This is a genomic window from Nocardioides ferulae, from assembly GCF_003660455.1.
Lineage (GTDB): Bacteria > Actinomycetota > Actinomycetes > Propionibacteriales > Nocardioidaceae > Nocardioides > Nocardioides ferulae.
Genome location: NZ_QZVR01000001.1, coordinates 256,571 through 275,785 on the forward strand (window position 1 = coordinate 256,571; position 19,215 = coordinate 275,785).

20 protein-coding genes are annotated in these 19,215 nt (G+C 73.3%); 7 read left to right on the top strand and 13 right to left on the bottom strand.

All coding sequences use genetic code 11. From position 1 onward, the window contains the following. Nucleotides 1-9: 9 nt before the first annotated feature. The 4 genes from D6B71_RS01230 to D6B71_RS01245 are packed head-to-tail and all read right to left on the bottom strand — an operon-like array spanning nt 10 to nt 4,810. Entirely contained in the window at nt 10-1,077 is a 1,068-nt protein-coding gene (locus D6B71_RS01230) for an acyl-CoA dehydrogenase family protein (protein WP_121251195.1), read from the bottom strand. Then, nucleotides 1,077-2,072 (bottom strand): acyl-CoA dehydrogenase family protein, encoded by a 996-nt coding sequence (locus D6B71_RS01235; protein WP_121251197.1) that lies wholly within the window; start codon nt 2,070-2,072, stop codon nt 1,077-1,079. Before D6B71_RS01235 ends, D6B71_RS01230 begins: the two co-directional genes overlap by 1 nt. Then, nucleotides 2,069-3,250 carry an acyl-CoA dehydrogenase family protein gene (locus D6B71_RS01240; RefSeq protein ID WP_121251198.1) on the bottom strand — a complete coding sequence of 394 codons (1,182 nt, stop codon included), beginning with the start codon at nt 3,248-3,250 and terminating at the stop codon, nt 2,069-2,071. Before D6B71_RS01240 ends, D6B71_RS01235 begins: the two co-directional genes overlap by 4 nt. 12 nt (nt 3,251-3,262) lie before the next feature. Continuing rightward, the gene (locus D6B71_RS01245; protein WP_121251200.1) at nt 3,263-4,810 is read right to left on the bottom strand and encodes a FadD3 family acyl-CoA ligase; all 1,548 of its coding nucleotides are present in this window, start codon (nt 4,808-4,810) and stop codon (nt 3,263-3,265) included. Nucleotides 4,811-4,859: 49 nt separating this feature from the next. Between D6B71_RS01245 and D6B71_RS01250 the strand changes: the two genes are divergently transcribed. From D6B71_RS01250 to D6B71_RS01265, 4 genes are all read left to right on the top strand, one after another. Next, entirely contained in the window at nt 4,860-6,059 is a 1,200-nt protein-coding gene (locus tag D6B71_RS01250; RefSeq protein ID WP_121251202.1) for an acyl-CoA dehydrogenase family protein, read from the top strand. A gap of 100 nt (nt 6,060-6,159) precedes the next feature. Continuing rightward, complete coding sequence (locus tag D6B71_RS01255; RefSeq protein WP_121251204.1) at nt 6,160-6,963, top strand: SDR family oxidoreductase; 804 nt, start codon at nt 6,160-6,162, stop codon at nt 6,961-6,963. Nucleotides 6,964-7,009: 46 nt separating this feature from the next. Next, on the top strand, nt 7,010-7,612 hold the full coding sequence (locus tag D6B71_RS01260) for a TetR/AcrR family transcriptional regulator (protein WP_121251206.1): 603 nt from the start codon (nt 7,010-7,012) through the stop codon (nt 7,610-7,612). 26 nt (nt 7,613-7,638) lie between these two features. Continuing rightward, the gene (locus tag D6B71_RS01265; RefSeq protein ID WP_121251208.1) at nt 7,639-8,826 is read left to right on the top strand and encodes an acetyl-CoA C-acetyltransferase; all 1,188 of its coding nucleotides are present in this window, start codon (nt 7,639-7,641) and stop codon (nt 8,824-8,826) included. Here D6B71_RS01265 and D6B71_RS01270 read toward each other — a convergent pair. Continuing rightward, nucleotides 8,810-9,295 (bottom strand): hypothetical protein, encoded by a 486-nt coding sequence (locus D6B71_RS01270; RefSeq protein WP_121251210.1) that lies wholly within the window; start codon nt 9,293-9,295, stop codon nt 8,810-8,812. The two genes, D6B71_RS01265 and D6B71_RS01270, sit on opposite strands and share 17 nt — an antisense overlap. Before the next feature lie 41 nt (nt 9,296-9,336). Continuing rightward, on the bottom strand, nt 9,337-10,722 hold the full coding sequence (locus D6B71_RS01275) for a CehA/McbA family metallohydrolase domain-containing protein (RefSeq protein WP_240640918.1): 1,386 nt from the start codon (nt 10,720-10,722) through the stop codon (nt 9,337-9,339). 101 nt (nt 10,723-10,823) lie between these two features. On the opposite strand from D6B71_RS01275, the gene D6B71_RS01280 reads away from it, so the two are divergent. Next, the gene (locus D6B71_RS01280; RefSeq protein WP_121251212.1) at nt 10,824-11,813 is read left to right on the top strand and encodes a GNAT family N-acetyltransferase; all 990 of its coding nucleotides are present in this window, start codon (nt 10,824-10,826) and stop codon (nt 11,811-11,813) included. Between the two features lie 18 nt (nt 11,814-11,831). On the opposite strand, the gene D6B71_RS01285 is transcribed toward D6B71_RS01280, so the two are convergent. Genes D6B71_RS01285 through D6B71_RS01300 form a run of 4 tightly spaced genes read right to left on the bottom strand, consistent with a single transcriptional unit; the run spans nt 11,832 to nt 15,347 of the window. Next, nucleotides 11,832-12,914: an NAD(P)H-dependent flavin oxidoreductase gene (locus D6B71_RS01285; RefSeq protein WP_121251214.1), complete on the bottom strand. Its 1,083-nt coding sequence runs from the start codon at nt 12,912-12,914 to the stop codon at nt 11,832-11,834. Further along, nucleotides 12,911-13,705 carry a CoA-transferase subunit beta gene (locus D6B71_RS01290; RefSeq protein ID WP_121251216.1) on the bottom strand — a complete coding sequence of 265 codons (795 nt, stop codon included), beginning with the start codon at nt 13,703-13,705 and terminating at the stop codon, nt 12,911-12,913. Before D6B71_RS01290 ends, D6B71_RS01285 begins: the two co-directional genes overlap by 4 nt. Then, nucleotides 13,702-14,595: a CoA transferase subunit A gene (locus tag D6B71_RS01295; RefSeq protein ID WP_206051496.1), complete on the bottom strand. Its 894-nt coding sequence runs from the start codon at nt 14,593-14,595 to the stop codon at nt 13,702-13,704. The genes D6B71_RS01290 and D6B71_RS01295 overlap by 4 nt, the downstream gene beginning before the upstream one ends. Then, a complete protein-coding gene (locus D6B71_RS01300) occupies nt 14,592-15,347 on the bottom strand; it encodes an enoyl-CoA hydratase family protein (protein WP_121251218.1) in 756 nt (251 codons plus the stop codon). Before D6B71_RS01300 ends, D6B71_RS01295 begins: the two co-directional genes overlap by 4 nt. A 140-nt stretch (nt 15,348-15,487) precedes the next feature. On the opposite strand from D6B71_RS01300, the gene D6B71_RS01305 reads away from it, so the two are divergent. After that, nucleotides 15,488-16,258, top strand: coding sequence for an SDR family oxidoreductase (locus tag D6B71_RS01305; RefSeq protein ID WP_121251220.1), 771 nt, complete (start codon nt 15,488-15,490; stop codon nt 16,256-16,258). 37 nt (nt 16,259-16,295) lie between these two features. Next, nucleotides 16,296-17,177, top strand: coding sequence for an SDR family oxidoreductase (locus D6B71_RS01310; RefSeq protein ID WP_121251222.1), 882 nt, complete (start codon nt 16,296-16,298; stop codon nt 17,175-17,177). Nucleotides 17,178-17,214: 37 nt separating this feature from the next. Here the strand turns inward: D6B71_RS01310 and D6B71_RS01315 are convergent, their stop codons facing one another. Genes D6B71_RS01315 through D6B71_RS01325 form a run of 3 tightly spaced genes read right to left on the bottom strand, consistent with a single transcriptional unit; the run spans nt 17,215 to nt 19,201 of the window. Further along, nucleotides 17,215-17,610: a hypothetical protein gene (locus tag D6B71_RS01315; RefSeq protein WP_121251224.1), complete on the bottom strand. Its 396-nt coding sequence runs from the start codon at nt 17,608-17,610 to the stop codon at nt 17,215-17,217. Continuing rightward, the gene (locus tag D6B71_RS01320) at nt 17,607-17,999 is read right to left on the bottom strand and encodes a hypothetical protein (RefSeq protein WP_121251226.1); all 393 of its coding nucleotides are present in this window, start codon (nt 17,997-17,999) and stop codon (nt 17,607-17,609) included. Before D6B71_RS01320 ends, D6B71_RS01315 begins: the two co-directional genes overlap by 4 nt. After that, on the bottom strand, nt 17,996-19,201 hold the full coding sequence (locus D6B71_RS01325; RefSeq protein ID WP_121251228.1) for a hypothetical protein: 1,206 nt from the start codon (nt 19,199-19,201) through the stop codon (nt 17,996-17,998). The genes D6B71_RS01320 and D6B71_RS01325 overlap by 4 nt, the downstream gene beginning before the upstream one ends. Between the last annotated feature and the right edge of the window lie 14 nt (nt 19,202-19,215).

Genomic DNA, 19,215 nt, shown 5'->3' on the forward strand with positions numbered 1-19,215 from the left:
GCCTCGGGCTCAGAGCGTCACGAGACCCCGGTGCCGGTGCGGGGCGCCGAACAGCTGAGCGAGGGCGTGGGCGCGCTTGAACACCAGCTGGGCGTCGTGCTCCCAGGTGATCGCGATGCCGCCGTGCAGCTGCACGGTCTCGGCCGCCACGTGCGAGAGCGCCTCGCAGCAGTAGGACTTCGCCACGGCGGCGAGCTCGGCGGCGTTCGCGGCGCCCGACGACACGGCGTACGACGCCGCCCACGACGCCGAGCGCGCCATCTCGACGCGCACCAGCATGTCGGCCATCCGGTGCTTGAGCGCCTGGAACGACCCGATCGGGCGCCCGAACTGCTCGCGCTCCTTCGCATACGCCACGGTCATCTCCAACCCGCGGGAAGCCGCGCCGACGGCCAGTGCTGCGCTGCCGGCCGCCGCGACCAGGGCGGCGCGCTGCAGGGCCGGGGTCGCGTCGGCGGCGACGAGCACGCCCGGCGTGGCGTCCAGGCGGAGGCTCGCGAGCCGGGCCCCCTGGTCCATCGACGGTGTCCACGCGCGGTCGACCGAGGCAGTGTCGACCTCGAACAGCGCCACGCCGGGGCCGGTCCGAGCGGCGACGAGCAGGACCTCGGCCTGGTCGCCGTCGAGGACGGTCTGCACGGTGCCGGTCAGCCTGCCGCCCTCGGCGGTCACGGGCTCGTCGAGCCCGGGGCCCCGGGTGCCCGACCAGGCGAGCGTGGCGACCTGGCCGGCCGCGATGCGGGGCAGGAGGCGATCCTGGGCGTCGTCGTCGGCCCCGGCCAGGAGGGCCTGCGACGCCACCAGCGACGACAGCAGGGGAGTGGGGGCCAGCGAGCGGCCCACCTCCTCGAGGGCGACCAGCGACTCGAGCAGCGTGAAGCCGGCTCCGCCGCGCTCCTCGGGGATGCCGAGCGCGGCCACTTCGATCTGCTCGCACAGCGTCTGCCACAGGCCGGCGTCGAAGCCGGTCTCGGAGGCCATGGCGGTGCGCACCGCGCTGCTGTCGGCGCGCTTGGCGAGCAGCGTCCGGACCGTGGCGGCGAGCTCCTGCTGCTCCTCCGAGAGCGAGAACTCCATCAGGCCGCCCCGCCTTCTGCGGCGGTGAGCGCTGCGAGCACCCGGGCCCGGTGGTGGGCCGGTGTGCCCCAGGCGGTCACCAGGGCCCGCACCTTGGTCAGCCACAGGGACAGGTCGAACTCGGCGGTGTAGCCGATCGCGCCGTGCACCTGCAGCCCCGTCCGGGCGGCGCGGTACGCCGCGTCCGCGCAGGCCACCTTGGCCGCGCTCACGTCGCGGGCCCGGTCGGCGGGCACCGCGTCGACGCTCTCGCCCGTGGCGGCCAGGGCGGCGCCGTGCAGCAGCGGGCGGGCGAAGTCGAGCGCGATCCGCACGTCGGCGAGGTGGTGCTTGATCGCCTGGTAGGAGCCGATCTCGCGGCCGAACTGCCGCCGCTGCTTCACGTAGTCGACCGAGTCGGCGAGGATCCGCTCGCCGCAGCCGAGCAGCTGGGCGGCGGTGGCCAGCGAGGCCAGGTCGTGGGCGGCGTCGAGGTCGCCGGCACCGACCGCGTCTCCGGTCGGGGTCACCTCGAACAGCCGCCGGGTGCGGTCGACCGACGTCGTCGCCGCGGCGGCCACCGACGCACTCCGCAGCGCGCCGTCCCCGGCCACGAAGACGTGCGTGGCGACGTCGGCGTCCAGGCAGTACGGCGTGCCGGGCGGCGCGGCGACACTGCCCACGGCCCCCTCGGCGAGGGCCGCGACCGGCTCGGCGTCGCCGAGCGCGGCGGGCAGGAACGCCACCGACTCGACGTACGGTCCGGGCACGGCGTGCCGGCCCAGCGCCTCGAACGCCAGCACCAGCTCGACCGGCGTCGCCCCCATGCCGCCGGCCTCCTCCGGCACCAGCAGCGCGTGCACACCCTGCTCGGCGAGTCGACGCCACAGGGCCAGCCCGGGGGCGGTCTCGCCCTCGGCCCAGGCCCGCGCGGCCGCGACCGGGTCGGCGGCGGCGAGCAGCGACTCCAGCGATGCGACGAAGTCGCGCTGGTCATCGGACGGCACGAACCTCATCGGGTCGCTCCCTTCGGCTCGCCCTTCGGCTCGCGGGGCAGTCCCAGCACCCGCTCCGCCACGATGTTGCGCTGGATCTCGTTGGTGCCGGCATAGATCGGTCCCGACAGCGAGAACGTGTAGCCGTCGAGCCAGGACGACTCCAGCTCGGCCTCCGGGCCGAGCAGGTCGAGCGCGGTCTCGTGCAGCGCGATGTCGAGCTCGGACCAGAACACCTTGTTCACCGACCCGGCCGCACCCATCTCGCCGCCGCCGGCCAGCCGGGTGACGGTGCCCCACGTGTAGAGGCGGTAGGCCTGCGCCTTGATCCAGGCGTCGACGACACCGTCGGCCGCCGAGGGCACCGTGTCGCCCCGTTCGCCCCACAGGTCGACCAACCGGTCGGCCGCGGCGCAGAACCGACCGGGCGAGCGCAGCGAGAGTCCGCGCTCGTTGCCGGCCGTGCTCATCGCGACCCGCCAGCCGTCACCGGGGGCGCCGAGCACGTCGGAGTCCGGCACGAAGACGTCCTCGAAGAACACCTCGGCGAAGCCGGCCTCGCCGTCGAGCTGGGCGATCGGCCGCACGGTGACGCCGTCGGCGTCCAGCGGGAACAGGAAGTAGGTCAGCCCGGCGTGCCGGGCGGCCTCGGGGTCGGAGCGGAACAGTCCGAAGCCCCAGTGGGCGTACGCCGCCCGCGAGGACCAGGTCTTCTGGCCGTTGAGCAGCCAGCCGCTCTCCCCGGTGGTCGAGCTCGCCGGGACCCGTCGGGCGGTGGACTTCAGCGAGGCGAGGTCGGAGCCGGCCTCCGGCTCGGACCAGCACTGCGCCCACACGGTCTCGCCGGTGGCCATCGACGGCAGGAACCGCCGCTGCTGCTCGGGGGTGCCGTGGTCGAAGATGATCGGGGCGAGCAGGAAGATGCCGTTCTGCGAGACCCGGCCCGGTGCCCCCGCCCGGTAGTACTCCTCCTCGAAGAGCACCCACTCCACCAGCGAGGCCTCGCGGCCGTGGTGCTCGGTCGGCCAGGAGACCACCGACCAGCGGTCTGCGGCGAGCTTCGCCTCCCACTCCTGGTGGGCGCGGAAGCCTTCGGCGGTGTCCATCGACGGCAGCGGCTCGGTCGGCACGTTCGCGGCCAGCCAGTCGCGGGCCTCGGCGCGGAACGCGAGCTCGGACTCGGACAGGGACAGATCCATCAGCAGTTCCTTCTAGGTTCCCGAGGAGGGCGTGCCGTGCCCGTCTCGAAGGACGTTCTTCAGCACCTTGCCGGACAGGTTGCGGGGGAGCGCGCCGACGACCTCGACGTGCCGGGGGACCTTGAAGTTGGCCAGCCGCTCCCGGGCGTAGGCGACGACGTCGTCAGGTCCGATCCTCGAGCCCTGCGCGGCCACGACGAACGCCTTGCCGACCTCGCCCATCCGCTCGTCGGGGACGCCGACCACGGCGACGTCGGAGACGCCGTCCATGCGGGCCAGGGCCTGCTCGACCTCGGCGGGATAGACGTTGAAGCCGCCGGAGATGTACATGTCCTTGAGCCGGTCGGTGATCGTGAGGTTGCCGCGCTCGTCGAGCACGCCGACGTCTCCGGTGTGCAGCCAGCCGTCCTCGTCGATCGCCTCCGCCGTGGCGGCCGGGTCGTCGAGGTAGCCGAGCATCACGTAGTCGCCGCGCACCAGCAGCTCGCCGGCGCCCGACTCCGCCTCGGTGGGGCTGATCCGGATCTCCATGCCCGGGATCGCCCGGCCGCAGGTGGTCGCGACCGTCTGCGCGGAGTCGCCCTCGCGGCACATCGTCACCACGACCGCCTCGGTCATGCCGAAGGCGGTCACGACCTGGTCGATGCCCAGGCCGTCGGGCTGCGGCGCGCGCATCCGCTCGATCAGGACGACGGGCACGACGGCGGCTCCGGTGACCGCGAGCCGCAGCGACGACAGGTCGCGCTCGACCCGGCCGGGCGCGTCGAGCAGCGACTGGTAGATCGTCGGAGCGCCGGGCAGCACGGTGATCCGCTCGTGCTCGATCAGCCGCATCGTCTCGTCGAGGTCGAAGGTCGCCAGCGGATAGAGCGTCGCCCCGGTGAGCAGGCCGACGACGATGCCGATCTTGTAGCCGAACGAGTGGAAGAAGGGGTTGACAACCAGGTAGCGGTCGTCCGGGCGGACGCCGCCCAGCTCGGCCCAGGCCCGCGCGACGCCGATGGTCTGGCGGTGCGCGCTCATCGCGCCCTTCGAGCGCCCGGTGGTGCCGGAGGTGAACAGGATGTCGGCCACGTCGTCCGGGGCCACCTCGGGCTTCGCCAGGCCCTCGACGCCCTGCGCCGCTGCGATCAGGTCGGCGAGCGTCGTCACCAACCGGGCCGCGACGCCCGCGCCGTGCAGCTCGCCCACCTGGTCCCGCCCGAGGAAGCCGTCGTGGACGACGACCCGGGTCGCTGCGGTCCGCTCGACGACGTCGGCGACCTCGGCGCCCACGTAGCGGGAGTTGACCGGCACCAGCACCCCGCCGGCGTACGTCACGGCGAGCGCCGCCACCGCCCAGTCGATGCTGTTCGGCCCCCAGAGCACGATCCGGTCACCGGGGCGGACGCCGTCGCGGGCGTAGACCGCGGCGGTGGCGCGCACGAGCCGGAGCAGCTCGGCGTACGACACGGACCGCCGGCCCTCGACGTACGCCGGGTGGTCGCCGAAGCGGGCCGCGGCCGCGTGCAGTGCCTCGGGCAGTGTCGTCGGCGGGGTCGCGGGCGATGCATCGGCCACGTCGTCCTCCTGTTCGCCAGCCAAGCAAGTGCTTGGTAGGGTAGCACTCGTGGACCTGACCTACACGCCCGAGGACGAGGCATTCCGGGCCGAGGTGCGCGCCTGGCTGGGCGACCACCTCTCGGGCGAGTTCGCCGAGCTGCGCGGCCTCGGCGGAGCCGGGCGCGATCACGAGGCGCTCGACGAGCGGCTGGCCTGGAACCGCCACCTGGCCGCCCACGGCTGGACCTGCGTCGGCTGGCCCACCGAGCACGGCGGCCGCGGGCTGAGCCTGTGGCAACAGGTGATCTTCCACGAGGAGTACGCCCGTGCCGACGCCCCCGCGCGGGTCAACCACCTGGGCGAGGAGCTGCTCGGCCCCACGCTCATCGCGTTCGGCACCCCCGAGCAGCAGCAGCGCTTCCTGCCCAGGATCGTGGCGGTCGAGGAGCTGTGGTGCCAGGGCTACTCCGAGCCCGGCGCCGGCTCCGACCTCGCGAACGTGCAGACGAAGGCGCGCATCGAGGGCGAGCACTGGGTGGTCGACGGCCAGAAGGTGTGGACCTCCAACGCCCACTTCTCCGACTGGTGCTTCGTGATCGCCCGCACCGAGCCGGGCTCGCAGCGCCACCACGGGCTCTCGTTCCTGCTCGTGCCGCTCGCCCAGGACGGCGTCGAGGTGCGGCCGATCGAGCAGCTCACCGGCGGCTCGGAGTTCAACGAGGTGTTCTTCACCGGTGCCCGCACCGACGCCGACCTGGTCGTCGGCGAGCCCGGCCGCGGCTGGGGAGTCGCGATGGGGCTGCTCGGCTTCGAGCGCGGTGTCTCCACCGTGGGCCAGGTGGTCGGCTTCGCCCGCGAGCTCGAGGATCTGGTGGCGCTGGCGAAGACCAACGGCGCCTTCGACGACCCGGTGCTGCGCGACCGGTTGGCGCAGGCCAAGGTCGAGCTCGAGACCATGCGCTTCCAGGCGCTGCGCGGGCTGTCGACGGTGACCGGGGGGCAGGACTCCGCCGCGGGCGGGGGAGCGGCCTCGATCTTCAAGCTGGTGTGGGCCGGCTGGCACCGCCGGCTGGGGGAGCTGGCCATGGACGTGCGGGCCGCCGACGGGCTCGCGGCCGCGGGCGCGCCGTACCAGCTCGACCAGTGGCAGCGGCTGTTCCTCTTCTCGCGCGCCGACACGATCTACGGCGGCTCCGACGAGGTGCAGCGCAACATCCTGGCCGAGCGCGTGCTCGGTCTGCCCCGCGAGGCGAAGGGAGCCGGGTGATGGCGGTGACGGACGCGGACCGGCGCACCCTCCCCGGCGGAGTGAGCCGAGCAGTTCAGCGCCGCGAGGCGAGGCCGAACACCCCCATGAAGGAGACGTCATGACCACGACCCGCCCCGAGCAGCCGACGCCCGCCTACGTGCCGGGCCACGGCCTGCTCGCCGACAAGGTGGTCGTGGTGACCGCCGCGGCCGGCGCCGGGATCGGCGCCAGCGTGGTCCGCCGGGCGCTGGAGGAGGGGGCCCGCGCGGTGCTGTTCAGCGACACCCACGCCCGCCGGCTGGCCGAGGCCGAGGAGACGCTGGCGGCCGAGTTCGGCGCCGACCGGGTGCGCCAGCAGGTCTGCGACGTGACCGACGAGGCGCAGGTGGCCGCGCTGCTCGACGCCGCCGAGGAGCTCGGCGGGGTCGACGTGATGGTCAACAACGCCGGCCTGGGCGGCACCGCGTCGGTGCTGGAGATGACCGACGAGCAGTGGAGCCGGGTCCTCGACATCACGCTGACCGGCACGTTCCGCTGCGTGCGGGCCGCCGGGCAGCGGATGGTCGCCGCCGGACGGCGTGGCGTCATCGTGAACAACGCCTCGGTCGTGGGGTGGCGGGCGCAGGAGGGCCAGGCCCACTACGCGGCGGCCAAGGCGGGGGTGATGGCGCTGACCCGCTGCGCGGCGATGGACCTCGCCCCGCACGGCATCCGCGTCAACGCGGTCTCGCCGAGCCTGGCGATGCACCCGTTCCTGGCCAAGGTCACCTCCGACGAGCTGCTGGCGGAGCTGAAGCAGCGCGAGGCCTTTGGCCGGGCCGCGGAGCCGTGGGAGGTGGCGAACGTGATGGTGTTCCTGGCCAGCGATTACGCCTCCTACCTCACCGGCGAGGTCATCTCGACCAGCAGCCAGCACGCCTGAGCCGGGGGTACGTCGTGAGCCACAGCGCCCCGGGGAGGATGGGCCCATGAGCACCGCGCCGGCCCCCGCACCCACCCGCCGCGAGCAGCTGCTAGCCATCGCGGCCGGCCTCTTCGCCGAGAAGGGCTTCAAGAACACCACCGTGCGCGACATCGCCGACGCCGCGGGCATCCTCTCGGGCAGCCTCTACCACCACTTCGACTCCAAGGAGTCGATGGTCGACGAGATCCTCTCGTCGTTCCAGGAGGAGCTGTTCGCCGCCTACGATGCGGTGCTGGCCAGCGACGACGACGCCCGCACGAAGATCGAGCGGGCGGTGCGGCTCTCGTTCGCCGCCATCGACCGGCACCGGCACGAGGTGGCGATCTTCCAGAACGACGCCGACTATCTGCTGGGCTTCGAGCGGTTCGGCTACCTGGCCGACCGCAACGCACAGTCGCGCGACGTGTGGCTCACCCTGCTCACCGAGGGGGTACGCAGCGGCGCGCTGCGCGACGACCTCGACGTCGAGCTCACCTACCGCTTCATCCGCGACACCGTCTGGGTCGCGGTCAAGTGGTACCGCCCCGGCGGCAAGCTCACCCACGACGACGTGGCCGCCCAGTACCTCACGATCCTGCTCGACGGGATCGCGACCGACCGCGGCTGAGCACGCGGCCCACGAAAGGAACACCCATGTCCGAGGGCTCCACCCAGGCCTACCCCCAGGCCTACATCATCGACGCCGTCCGCACCCCGGTCGGCAAGCGCGGCGGCGCGCTGGCGGCCATGCACTCCGCCGACCTGGCCGCCCACACGCTCGCGGCGCTCGTGCGGCGTACCGGCATCGACGCCGGCGCCGTGGACGACGTGATCCTGGGCTGCTGCGACACGATCGGCTCGCAGGCCGGCGACGTGGCGCGCACCGCCTGGCTGGTGGCGGGGCTGCCCGACCACGTGCCGGGGGTGACCATCGACCGCCAGTGCGGCTCCAGCCAGCAGGCGGTGCACTTCGCCGCCCAGGGCGTGATGAGCGGCACCCAGGACCTCGTGGTCGCCGGCGGCGTGCAGAACATGAGCGCGATCCCGATCTCGGCGGCGATGCTGGTCGGGCAGCAGTACGGCTTCTCGACCCCGTTCGCGGAGTCGCCGGGCTGGCTGGCGCGCTACGGCGACCAGGAGGTCAGCCAGTTCCGCTCCGCGGAGATGATCGCCGAGAAGTGGGACTGCTCCCGGGAGGAGATGGAGGCGTTCGCCCTCGCCTCCCACGAGCGGGCCCGCACCGCCATCGCCGAGGGCCGGTTCGCCGGCGAGATCGAGCCGGTGACGCTGCCCGACGGCACCGTCTTCGACACCGACCAGTGCCCGCGCGAGACCTCGCTGGAGAAGATGGCCGGGCTGCAGCCGCTGGCCCCGGGCGGGCGGATCACCGCAGCCGTGGCCTCGCAGATCTGCGACGCGTCCTCGGCGATGCTGCTCGCCTCCGAGCGCGCGGTGCGCGAGCACGGCCTGACCCCGCGCGCCCGGATCCACCACCTCTCGGTGCGCGGCGACGACCCGGTCTGGATGCTGACCGGCCCGATCGGAGCCACCCGGCACGCCCTGGAGAGGACCGGGCTCTCGGTCGACGACATCGACCTGTTCGAGTGCAACGAGGCGTTCGCGTCGGTCGTGCTGGCCTGGATGAAGGAGATCGGGGTGCCGCACGAGAAGGTGAACGTGAACGGCGGCGGCATCGCGCTGGGGCACCCGATCGGCGCCACCGGCACCCGGCTGATGACCACGCTGCTCGCCGAGCTGGAGCGCACCGGCGGCCGCTATGGCCTGCAGACGATGTGCGAGGGCGGCGGCCAGGCCAACGTGACGATCATCGAGCGTCTGTGACGGGTGCCGAGCCGGGTGGCGGCGGCTGACGCCGCCCCACGGTGAGCGTGGTGAGCAGGGCGATGTAGCCGCCGACCGCCACCGCGCCGCCGGCGAGGGTGATGAACCCGCTGACGTCGAGCAGGGTGTCGCTGTAGCCGAAGATCTGGGTGAGCAGCGAGCTGGAGCTGTCCGGCGCGTCGCCGAAGTCGGGGCAGAACGCGCCGAACACGAACAGCCCGGCCCACAGCACCGCTTGGGAGCGGACCTGGTTGCGGGTCAGCGAGCGCGGTCGGCCCGGGTGGCTGGGCTGGGTGAAGGCCAGCACCGTGGAGATGGTGAGCAGCATCAGCAGCAGCGGCACCAGGCTGAGCAGGAAGATCAGCAGGAACCAGCCGCCGACCCCGAAGAACACCCTCCCCATCCAGACCCAGGCGACGAGCAGCAGGTTGACGGGGATCATCGCGACGAGGGCGTTGCGTCCGGGCACGGCGCGACTCTAGTGCCGCGGCCCCGACGCGGGGCCGCCGCTCAGCGGCCGGCCAGCCACCACGGGCTGGTGTAGGCGATCGCGAGGTCGTTGCACGGGTGCCCCTCGGGTCCCGGTGTGTCGTTCGGCAGGATCGGGTCGGAGATCCGCAGCAGCAGCCAGTCGCCGTCGGCGGCGTCGATCCGAACGCGCAAGGAGACGGGGTCACCGACGCGGAACGGCACCACGTCGACGACGGTGGGCACCTCCGCCCCGGGCCGCAGCACCTGGACCGCCAGCTCCCGGCCCACCCAGTCCGCGTCCCGGGCCACGTCGAGCCGGAGGGTGAGCAGTCCGCGCGAGACCGGCAGGACCGACCCCATCGGCACCGGACGACGCCCGCGCGGCGTCGCGGTGGCCGCGAGCCGCAGCCCGGAGGTGCGGGTGGCGAAGAACCGCCGGGCCGCCATCGCGGCCTTGACGCCTGCTCGGGAGTGCTCCCGCACCCAGAGCCCGGTGCGACCCTTGCCCTCCGGGTGACCCCAGTCGGTGCCGTGCTCGTCGGTGACCCCGGCGATCCCGGTGCGCCAGCCCGCGTTGAGGCAGGCCACCAGCGGAGAGGTGCGGCCCTCGGCCCACCCCTCGAAGAGGTAGTCGTCGCGGCGGTTGAACATCTCGAGCGAGACCATCTGGTCCCGCACCCGCGGGTCGTAGCGGAACTCGCAGAAGCGGCCGGGCTCGCGGCCGGGGTGGTTGAACCCGGCCAGCCCGCCCGCGCCGCCGTCGAGGACCAGGCCGGGCTCGCGGCGCAGCCAGTCGTAGAGCGGCCGCATCAGGCCCAGTCGCACGATGTCGGTGTAGTGGTCGGTGAACCACACGTTGACGTGGCCCAGCAACGGCTCGGACCACTCGAACCCGCGGATCGCGGTGAACGCACCGTCGGCGTTCGCCGCGTCGGCGTACGCCTGGGTCTGCCGCCAGCCCGACCGGGTGAGCCCGACCAGGCCGCGCAGCTCGCCGATGTGGTCGCGGTACTCCTCGGGCAGCAGCCCCTCGAGCACCTCGGCGAGCAGGTTGTCGGAGATCGTGGCGTGGTCGGTGAGCGCGGCGACGTCGAGGCCGGCGCTGCGCATCGAGTCGTAGGCCAGCGCGGGATCGCCGTCGCCGTCGGAGAGCAGCGTGTGGTTGTGCAGGTCGGCGTGCACGAGCGTGGTGCCCCGCAGCAGCGGCGAGACGCGGGCAGCCCCGGTCGCCGGGGCGCCCCCCGGCCGGCCGATCGACGCCGTCGCCTCGCCGAGCCGGGAGGCGATCAGCAGCGAGGCCCCGGTGCCGGCCAGCGCCGCCCGTCGGCTCAGTGCCGCGGGCGGGGTGGCCCGGTGTGCGGGGCGGAGCGTGGACGAGGGCGCGTGGTGGTCGGCGGAGTCGCACATGACCTCAGCAACGAGCATCGCCGTGGCGACGTCACCCCGCAGCCGGTGAACGGGAGGTGAAGAGTGACCTCGGCCGATAACCGGTGGCGGCCGGCGCTGGAGCGGAGCATCGTCGGAGCATGCAGATCCGACCGTTCGGCCCCGACGACGGCGCGGCCGTGGACGCCCACGTCGAGGTGGTCAACGCCGCCCGGGCCCTCGACGCACCCTGGCTGCCTCCGGTGACCCGGCACGAGGTCGCCGGCGAGCTGCGCTTCGGCTGGGACCTCGAGCCCCCCACCGCCTACCTCGCCTGCGCCGACGGGGTGCCGGTGGCGACCGGGGGGCTGCACACCAGCGAGCGGGACAACCGCCACCTGGCCTGGCTGGAGGTGCAGGTGCACCCCGGCCACCGCCGCCGCGGCCACGGCAGCGCGCTGCTCGCGGCGCTCACCGAGGCTGCGCGGGAGCGGGGCCGGACCACCCTCGGCACCGACGGCTGGGACGCCGAGGCCCCCCGCGCGTTCGCGGCCCGGCACGGCTTCGAGGAGGTCGCGGTGCAGGTCCAGCGCCGCCAACTGCTGGGCGAGCTGGACTGGGAGGCCCTCGACCGGCGGTACGCGGCAGCGCTGCCGCACGCCGCGGCGTACACCCTCGAGCGCCGGGCCGGTCGCAGCCCCGACGGCGAGCTGGAGCCGCTGGCCCGGCTCACCGCGGCGATCAACGACGCCCCCACCGACGGCCTCGACGTCGAGGACGAGGTCTACACCGCTGAGCGGATCCGCGACTACGAGACCGCCCAGCTGGCCCGCGGCCACGAGATCCACCGGGTGCTGGCCCGGCACCGGGAGAGCGGCGCGCTGGCCGGACACACGGTCGTCGTGGTCGACGGGGAGCGCCCGCAGCTGGGGGAGCAGCACGACACGGCGGTCGCCGCCGGGCACCGCGGCCACCGTCTCGGTCTGCTGCTCAAGCTCGAGATGGTGCGCTGGCTGCGCGAGGCCCGGCCGGGCCTGGTGCAGGTCGACACCTGGAACGCCGAGAGCAACGACCACATGGTCGGCGTCAACGTCGAGCTCGGCTACCGGATCGTCGGCCGGGAGCTGGACTTCCAGCGCAGGCTCGGCTGAGCCCGCCAGCAGGGCGGCTCAGCCGACGTACGCCGAGGAGCGGCGCAGCTGCTCGACCGCCTCGGTGACCACCCGGTCGATCAGCTCCTCGCAGCTGGGCAGGTCGTCGATCACGCCGACCACCTGTCCGGAGGCGAGCACCCCTGCCTCGGTGTCGCCGTCGACCAGCCCGGCCTTGAGCATCATCGGAGTGTTGGCCGCGAGCGCGGTCTGTGCGAGTGAGCGCCCCTGGGTCTTGCGCATCGACCGGCCGTCGCGGGCCAGCTGCAGCCACGACATGCCGCTCTCCTGCTTGAAGGCGAGGGTGCGGCGCACGGTCGGGCCGAGCCGCTTGACCGGGCTGGTCTCCTCGATCTGCTGCACGAACGGGGTGCGCAGCATCCGGTGCGGCATGCCGTCGACCTTGGTGGTGACGACCGTGCCGTTGACGTCGTGGGAGAGATAGAGCTGCTTCACCGGGTCCGGGACGGCGCTGTCGCGAGTGAGCAGGAACCGGGTGCCCATGCCGATGCCGGCGGCGCCGTAGGAGAGCGCGGCGGCCAGCCCGCGGCCGTCGAAGAACCCGCCGGCGGCGATCACCGGGATGTCGGTGCCGGCCCCGTGCAGGGCGTCGAGCACGCTCGGCAGCAGCAGGGTCGTCGGCACCGAGCCGGTGTGGCCACCGCCCTCGCCGCCCTGGATCATCACCGCGTCGGCACCCCACGAGGCGACCTTCGTGGCGTGCTTGGGCAGGCCGACGCTCGGGATCACGACGATGTCGTGCTCCTTGAGCGTGGCGATCAGCTCCGGATTCGGGGCCAGCGCGAACGAGGCCACCTTCACGCCGTGCTCGATCAGCAGCCGGCAGCGGGCGGGGGCGTCGGCTGCGTCCGCGCGCAGGTTCACGCCGAACGGAGCGTCGGTACGGCCCTTGACCTCGAGGATCGCCCGCTCCAGCTCCTCGATGGTCATCGTGGCGCTGGCCAGGATGCCCAGCCCGCCGGCCTTGGCGGTGCCGCTGACCAGCCGCGGGCCGGCCACCCAGCCCATGCCGGTCTGCACGACCGGGTGCCGGACGCCGACCAGGTCGGTGAGCGGGGTGCGCAGCTGCTGGTCGATCACGACGGTGCTCCCTGGGCTCCCTGGGCTCCCGTGGATGCCTCGGGCTCGGGGACCTCCTTGAACCGCAGGCTCTTGGGGTCGAGCACCTCCTTGATCAGGATCTGCTCCTCCAGGCTGGGCTCCCGGGTGGTCGGCACCTCGGCTGGCACCTCGAGCTCGAAGCCGGTCGCGGCGACCACGTCGTCGACGGTCACGCCGGGGTGCACGCTGAGCAGGCGCACGGTGTCGTCGGCGCCCCTGACGTCGAAGACGGCGAGGTTGGAGACGATGCGGTGGATGTCGTTGTAGCGGGCGGCACCCGGGCCGGCGGCCTTGGCGCGTTGCGGGCCGACGCCGGAGACGATGTCGACCTGCTCGACGAAGACCCGAGGGGAGTGCTTGGGCACCCAGTACGACGTCCGGTTGTTGACGGTGTTGCCCGGCGCGCCGCGCGAGCCCAGCAGCTGGCGCTTGGGCCGCGCCCAGTCGCCGATCGCGGAGATGTTCTGGTTGCCGTGCCGGTCGACCTGGGTGGCGCCCATCATCACGTGGCGCTTGCCGTAGGCGACCACGTCGAACACCTTGCGGAACGGGATCCATCCCTCGACGACGTCCGCCTTCGCGAAGAGCGGCGGGACCCCGGCCAGGAAGAGGGACTCCCCGTCGGAGATGACCAGGTCGGGGTTGCTGGTCAGCTTCGCGAGCCGGACGCCGAGCATCGGCAGCAGCCCCATCGGGCTGGCGAAGATCTCACCGTCGTCGGCGAAGGCGTCCGCGATCGCGGCGGCGCACACGTCTGCCCTGCTGCTCATGCCTGCTCCTCACCGAACGCCGCGACGGCGGCCTGGTAGGCCGCCTCGTCCCCCTCGAGGAACCGGGCGCTGAACGCCGCCCAGTCCTCGTCGCTGCCGCCCGCCGCCTTCGCGTAGGCGCGCTGGAACCGCTCGTCCCGCTCGTAGTCGGGGGAGCAGGTGGTGAAGTGGGCGCCGTTCGGGGTCTCGACGACGCCGCTGACCATCATCCGGTTGAGCAGTAGCCGCTGCACCGGGGTGTCGACGGTGAGGCCGGCGGTGTCGACGATCTGCTCGCAGCTGACGAACGTGCGCTCCGCGGCCATCGCGAACAGGTCGTCGAAGTAGGGGTCCGGCCCCAGGTAGGTCGCGTTGCCGTGCTTGTCGGCGCGGTTGAGGTGCACCAGTGCGACGTCGAGGTTCAGCGCCGGCACCGCCGTGAGCTCCTCGTAGGCTCCGTCGGCATCGGGGTAGGGGCTGGTGACCGTCGAGATCCACGGCTGGTTGACCAGCACGTCGGAGCCGAGCCCGGCCCGCATCGGCAGGAACGGCAGCCGCTGCGCGGCGGCGTACAGGCCGGTCTGGAACATGCCCTCGTCGAGCTCGACGACCTCGGGGATCGAGCCCTCCTGGCGGGCCCGCTGGAAGTTCGGCTCCAGCGGCACCGAGTCGAGGCTGACGAAGGCGAAGACCAGCTTGCGGATCTTAGCGGCGCGGGCGAGCAGCCCGACGTCGGCGCCGCCCCAGCTGACGACCGTCAGGTCCTTGAGGTCGCTGCGCACGATGGCCCGCACGAGCGCCATCGGCTTGCGCCGGGGGCCCCAGCCGCCGATGCCGATCGTCATGCCGTCGCGCAGCTCGGCGACGACCTCGTCGATCGCCATCTGCTTGTCGCGTGGTCCCTGGTTCACTTCTTCGCCTTCTCCGTCCCTGCGAATCCGTCGCGCAGCTCGTCGGCCACCCCGGCGAGGTTCAGCTCGAAGGTGAACCCCTGCTCGAACCGGTAGCTCTTGTTCACGTCCACCGGGTCGATCCCGTTCAGTGCCGCCTTGGCGGCCCGGATGACGCGGGGGTCCTTGGCGGCGATCTCGCCGGCGACCTTCAGCGCGGCGGCGTCGAGCTCGTCGCGGGGGACCACCTCGAGCACCGAGCCGAACTGCACCAGGTCGGCGGCCTTGATGGTGCGGGCGGTGAAGTAGAGGGTGCGCATCATGTGCTGGGGCACCAGGCGGGCCATGTGGGTCGCGGCGCCGAGGGCGCCCTGGTTGACCTCGGGGACCCCGAAGTAGGCGTCGTCGCTGGCCACGATGCAGTCGGCGTTGCCGACCAGACCGACACCGCCGCCCAGGCAGAACCCGTTGACGGCGGCGACGACCGGGACCGCGCACTCGTAGACGGCCTTGAACGCGGCGTAGCAGCCGCGGTTGGCGCCGAGGAGTGCCTCGAACCCGGAGGTGTGCTGCATCTCCTTGATGTCGACGCCGGCGTTGAACCCGCGGCCCTCGGCGCGCAGGACGACCGCGTGGGTGGCCGGGTCGGCGCCCGCCTCGTCGAGCGCGGCCGCGACGTCGTACCAGCCCTGGACGGTCAGCGCGTTGACCGGCGGGGCGGACATGGTGACGACCCGGACGCCGTCGTCGCGCAGTTCGGAGGAGATGGCCATGCGTGTCCTTCGGGGGTGTCGAGGTGCCTCCAGGTGGGGAGGCGAGCAAACCTAACGTTTGCTTGGTAGCCTAACAGTTGCTTGGTTCGCCCGACAGCGGTGCTGCGGGTCGAACACCCCGACCACCCGAGGAGCAGCCCGTGGCGATCCCCATTGACCTGTCCGGCCGCGTGGCGCTGGTGACCGGCGGCACCAAGGGCATCGGGCTCGGGATCACCCGGGCACTGCTCGAGGCCGGCGCGACGGTGGCCACCTGCGCGCGGTCGGACGCCGAGCCGTTGTCCGGCACCACCCACCACCTCTGCGACGTGCGCGACCCCGAGGCGGTGTCTGCGCTGGTCGAGGAGGTGGTCGCCGCCCACGGCCGGCTCGACATCGCCGTGAACAACGCCGGGGGAGCGCCCTACGCCCCGGCGGCCGACGCCTCGCCACGACTCCACGAGAAGGTGGTCGGGCTCAACCTCATGGCGCCGCTGAACGTCGCCCAGGCCGCCAACCGGGTGATGCAGCGGCAGCAGCACGGCGGGTCCATCGTCAACATCTCCTCGGTCTCCGCGCTGCGGCCCTCGCCGGGCACCGCGGCGTACGGCGCGGCGAAGGCGGGCGTCGACTCGCTCACCCGCTCGCTCGCGGTCGAGTGGGCGCCGCGGGTGCGCGTCAACGCGATCGACGTCGGGCTGTGCCGCACCGAGCTGACCGACGACCACTACGGCGGCGACGCCGGCGTCGCCGCGATCGAGCGCACGATCCCGCTGCGTCGGATGGCCGAGCCCGCCGAGGTCGGCCGGGTGGTCGCGTTCCTGGCCTGCGACCTCGCCTCCTACGTGTCCGGCGCCACCGTCGCCTGCCACGGCGGCGGCGAGCCCCCGGTGTTCCTCTACGCCCAGCAGATCCCCGCACCCACCCCGTGAACCACGCCGTCCGCACACACCCCTAGGGAGAGCAACCTTGAGCAAGCTTCTGGATGGTCGCGTCGCGATCGTCACCGGCGCCGGCCGCGGCATCGGCCGGGCCCACGCCCTCGAGCTGGCCGCCCACGGCGCGAAGGTCGTCGTGAACGACCTCGGTGCCGAGCTGGACGGCCGTGGCTCGTCCGACGGGCCGGCCGGCGAGGTGGTCGACCTGATCCGCAGCCGCGGCGGCGAGGCGGTGGCCAACGGCGCCGACGTGGCCGACTTCGAGCAGGCCGGCGCGATGGTGCGGCAGGCGATCGACACCTTCGGCGGACTCGACATCCTGGTCAACAACGCCGGGTTCGTCCGCGACCGGATGCTGGTCAACACCTCCGAGGAGGAGTGGGACGCGGTGATCCGGGTGCACCTCAAGGGCCACTTCGCCCCGCTGCGGCACGCCGGCGCCTACTGGCGCGCCGAGGCCAAGGAGCGCCGCCAGCGCGCCGCGCGGGTCATCAACACCTCCTCGGGCGCCGGACTGCAGGGCTCGGTGGGCCAGGCGACGTACTCCGCGGCCAAGGCCGGCATCGCCGGGCTCACCCTCGTCGCCGCGCAGGAGATGGGTCGCTACGGCGTGACGGTGAACGCGATCGCCCCGGTCGCCCGGACCCGGATGACCGAGGGCGCCTTCGATACCAGCGCGATGGCGCTGCCCGAGGACAACTCGCCGATCGTCGCCTGGCTCGCCTCGGAGGAGGCCGGCGACGTCACCGGGCGGGTGATCGAGATCGACGGCGGCAAGATCACCCTCGAGACCGGCTGGCGGCACGGCCACTCCCGCGACAACGGCGGGCGCTGGTCGGCAGTCGACGTGGGTCCGGCGCTGCGCGACCTGATCGCCGAGGCGCCCGACCCGGAGCCGGTCTACGGCGCCTGACGCGGGACCGGCCCGCCCGACCGCGGCCGGGCCGGGATCAGCGCGGTGTCGATCGCCAGTCGCCGACCTGCACCGCGTGGCCGCGGTGGGCGAGTTCGCGGGCTGCCGCGCTGAGGCCCTGTGCCGCCCGGCGCTGCCCGGACCGGTGCTCGCCACCCGCCACCACGGCGACCGTGGCCAGGGCCCCGCCGGGCCGGGGCTCGGCCTGCACCCGCAGCGTCGTCCAGTCCAGCCGTTGGGCCAGCACGGCGAGCCAGTCGACGTACTTGGCGACGAACCCCGAGGCGGTCGCGTCCTTGATCGTGAACCGGGAGGCCGCCAGCGAAGCCGAGAGCACCGCCAGCGCCTCTGTGGTCGGGGCGGAGGTGGCGAGGTCGAGCTGTTGGTGCCAGTCGCGGTAGCGGTTCCAGCCCGGCACCTCCGGCTCGCTCAAGGCGAGGTCCCGGGTTCGGGGGGTGCCGTCGGTCGCCGGGTCAGCCGCTCCCACTGGGCGTCAGCCTGGCGCCGGGCCTCGACGACCTCGGCCGGCGGGACGGACTCGGTCGCCCACTGCTCGATGGTGCGCCGCGACCGCTCCTGAAGGCGTACGGCGCCCGGCGAGGTGTCCACACCGGAGAACACCGCAGCAAGCGTCGTGTCTCCTCGATCGATGCGCTGCTGGACCGTGCGCCAGTCCTCGCCGAGACGCCCCTCTCGAGCGGCGTCGGCGCGCTCACGCTGATCCTCGGCGAGTTCCCGTTCGGACTGGTCGGCCATCCGCTCGAGTCCGGCCACCAGGTCTCGGAGGCGGCCGATGGGGTCCTCAGCGCCGGTGGAGGTCACGACGTCACCACGCTGGTCGCGGCGCCCTGGGCGAGGTCCTCGATCAGCGCGAGCCGATCCATGATCGACGCCTTCGCCTCCGCGAAGCCCTGGATCGCCGACGCCACGGTCTCGATGATCGTGTAGACGAGTCGGACCTTGCTGATGATGGCGTCGATGTCGGAGTACGCCGTCACCGCGCCGACCGCCCATCCGATGACCGGCGTCGCCGCTTGGGCGGCCATCTTCAGCAGCTTGTTCGCGATGAAGCGCAGGGCGGCCCCGATGCCGGCGCAGGCCAGCTTGCAGGCGGTGGAGATGTTCTTGACCATCCCGGCAGCCGTCTCGAACGCGGTGCCGAGCCCCAGAGCCGCACCGGCCAACCCTGTCATGGCGACCCGGAACGCGTTGCCGGACAACCCCTGCCAGCCGCGTGGGGACGCCGCCACGAGCCCGGCATGGTTGCGCGCGACGGCGGAGGTGGCGCTGCCGGCATGGGCCCAGGCCTCCGAGGCGCGGTACAGGCCCTCCCAGTCGCCGGCGAGGGGTTCGTAGACGCAGCGGTCGAGGATGGAGTAGCCCAGGAACTGCTCGGCCACCCAGTCGATGCCACCGAGCAGCGCGCCCGCGCTCCACCGCAGGTCCTGGACGGGGTTCTCGGGCACCTGGGGGGCGACCAGGAACGACGAGGCGTCGACGACCTCGCGGACCGGCCCGGTGGCCCCCCACTGGGAGAGGCCCTCGATGAGCGAGACCGCGTCGGCGGCCCCGCCCGAGAGCGTGTCGACGGTGCCCTGGGCCTTCTCCCAGGCATAGGAGTCGACGCTGCCGTGGCCCTCGGGTGCGCTCTCTGCGGCCGGGGGCAGCGGCGGTCCGCCGAGGTCCGGGGCCGAGCCCGGGACCGAGCCGCCACCGAGCCGGGTGGCCAGGTCGGCGAACTGCTCGCCGACGGTGGCGTCGGTCGCGGCCAGGTCGGCCGCGGTCCGGCCGACCGCGTCGACCATCGCCTGCTCCAGTCGGGAGACGGTCGAGGCGGCGACCTCGGCCGCGCCCACGGCCGCCCGCGAGAGCGGGTCGAAGGCCGCCAGCAGCACGCCGGTCGCGTCGCCGATCCCGGCATGCGTGGTGAGGTAGTCGGCGACCCGCGCGGCGTGCTGCTGCTGCCGCTCCAGCACCTGCTGGCTGAGAGCGAGCGCGTCGTACTCGATGAGGATCTCGGTCATGGCGCACCTCGGGT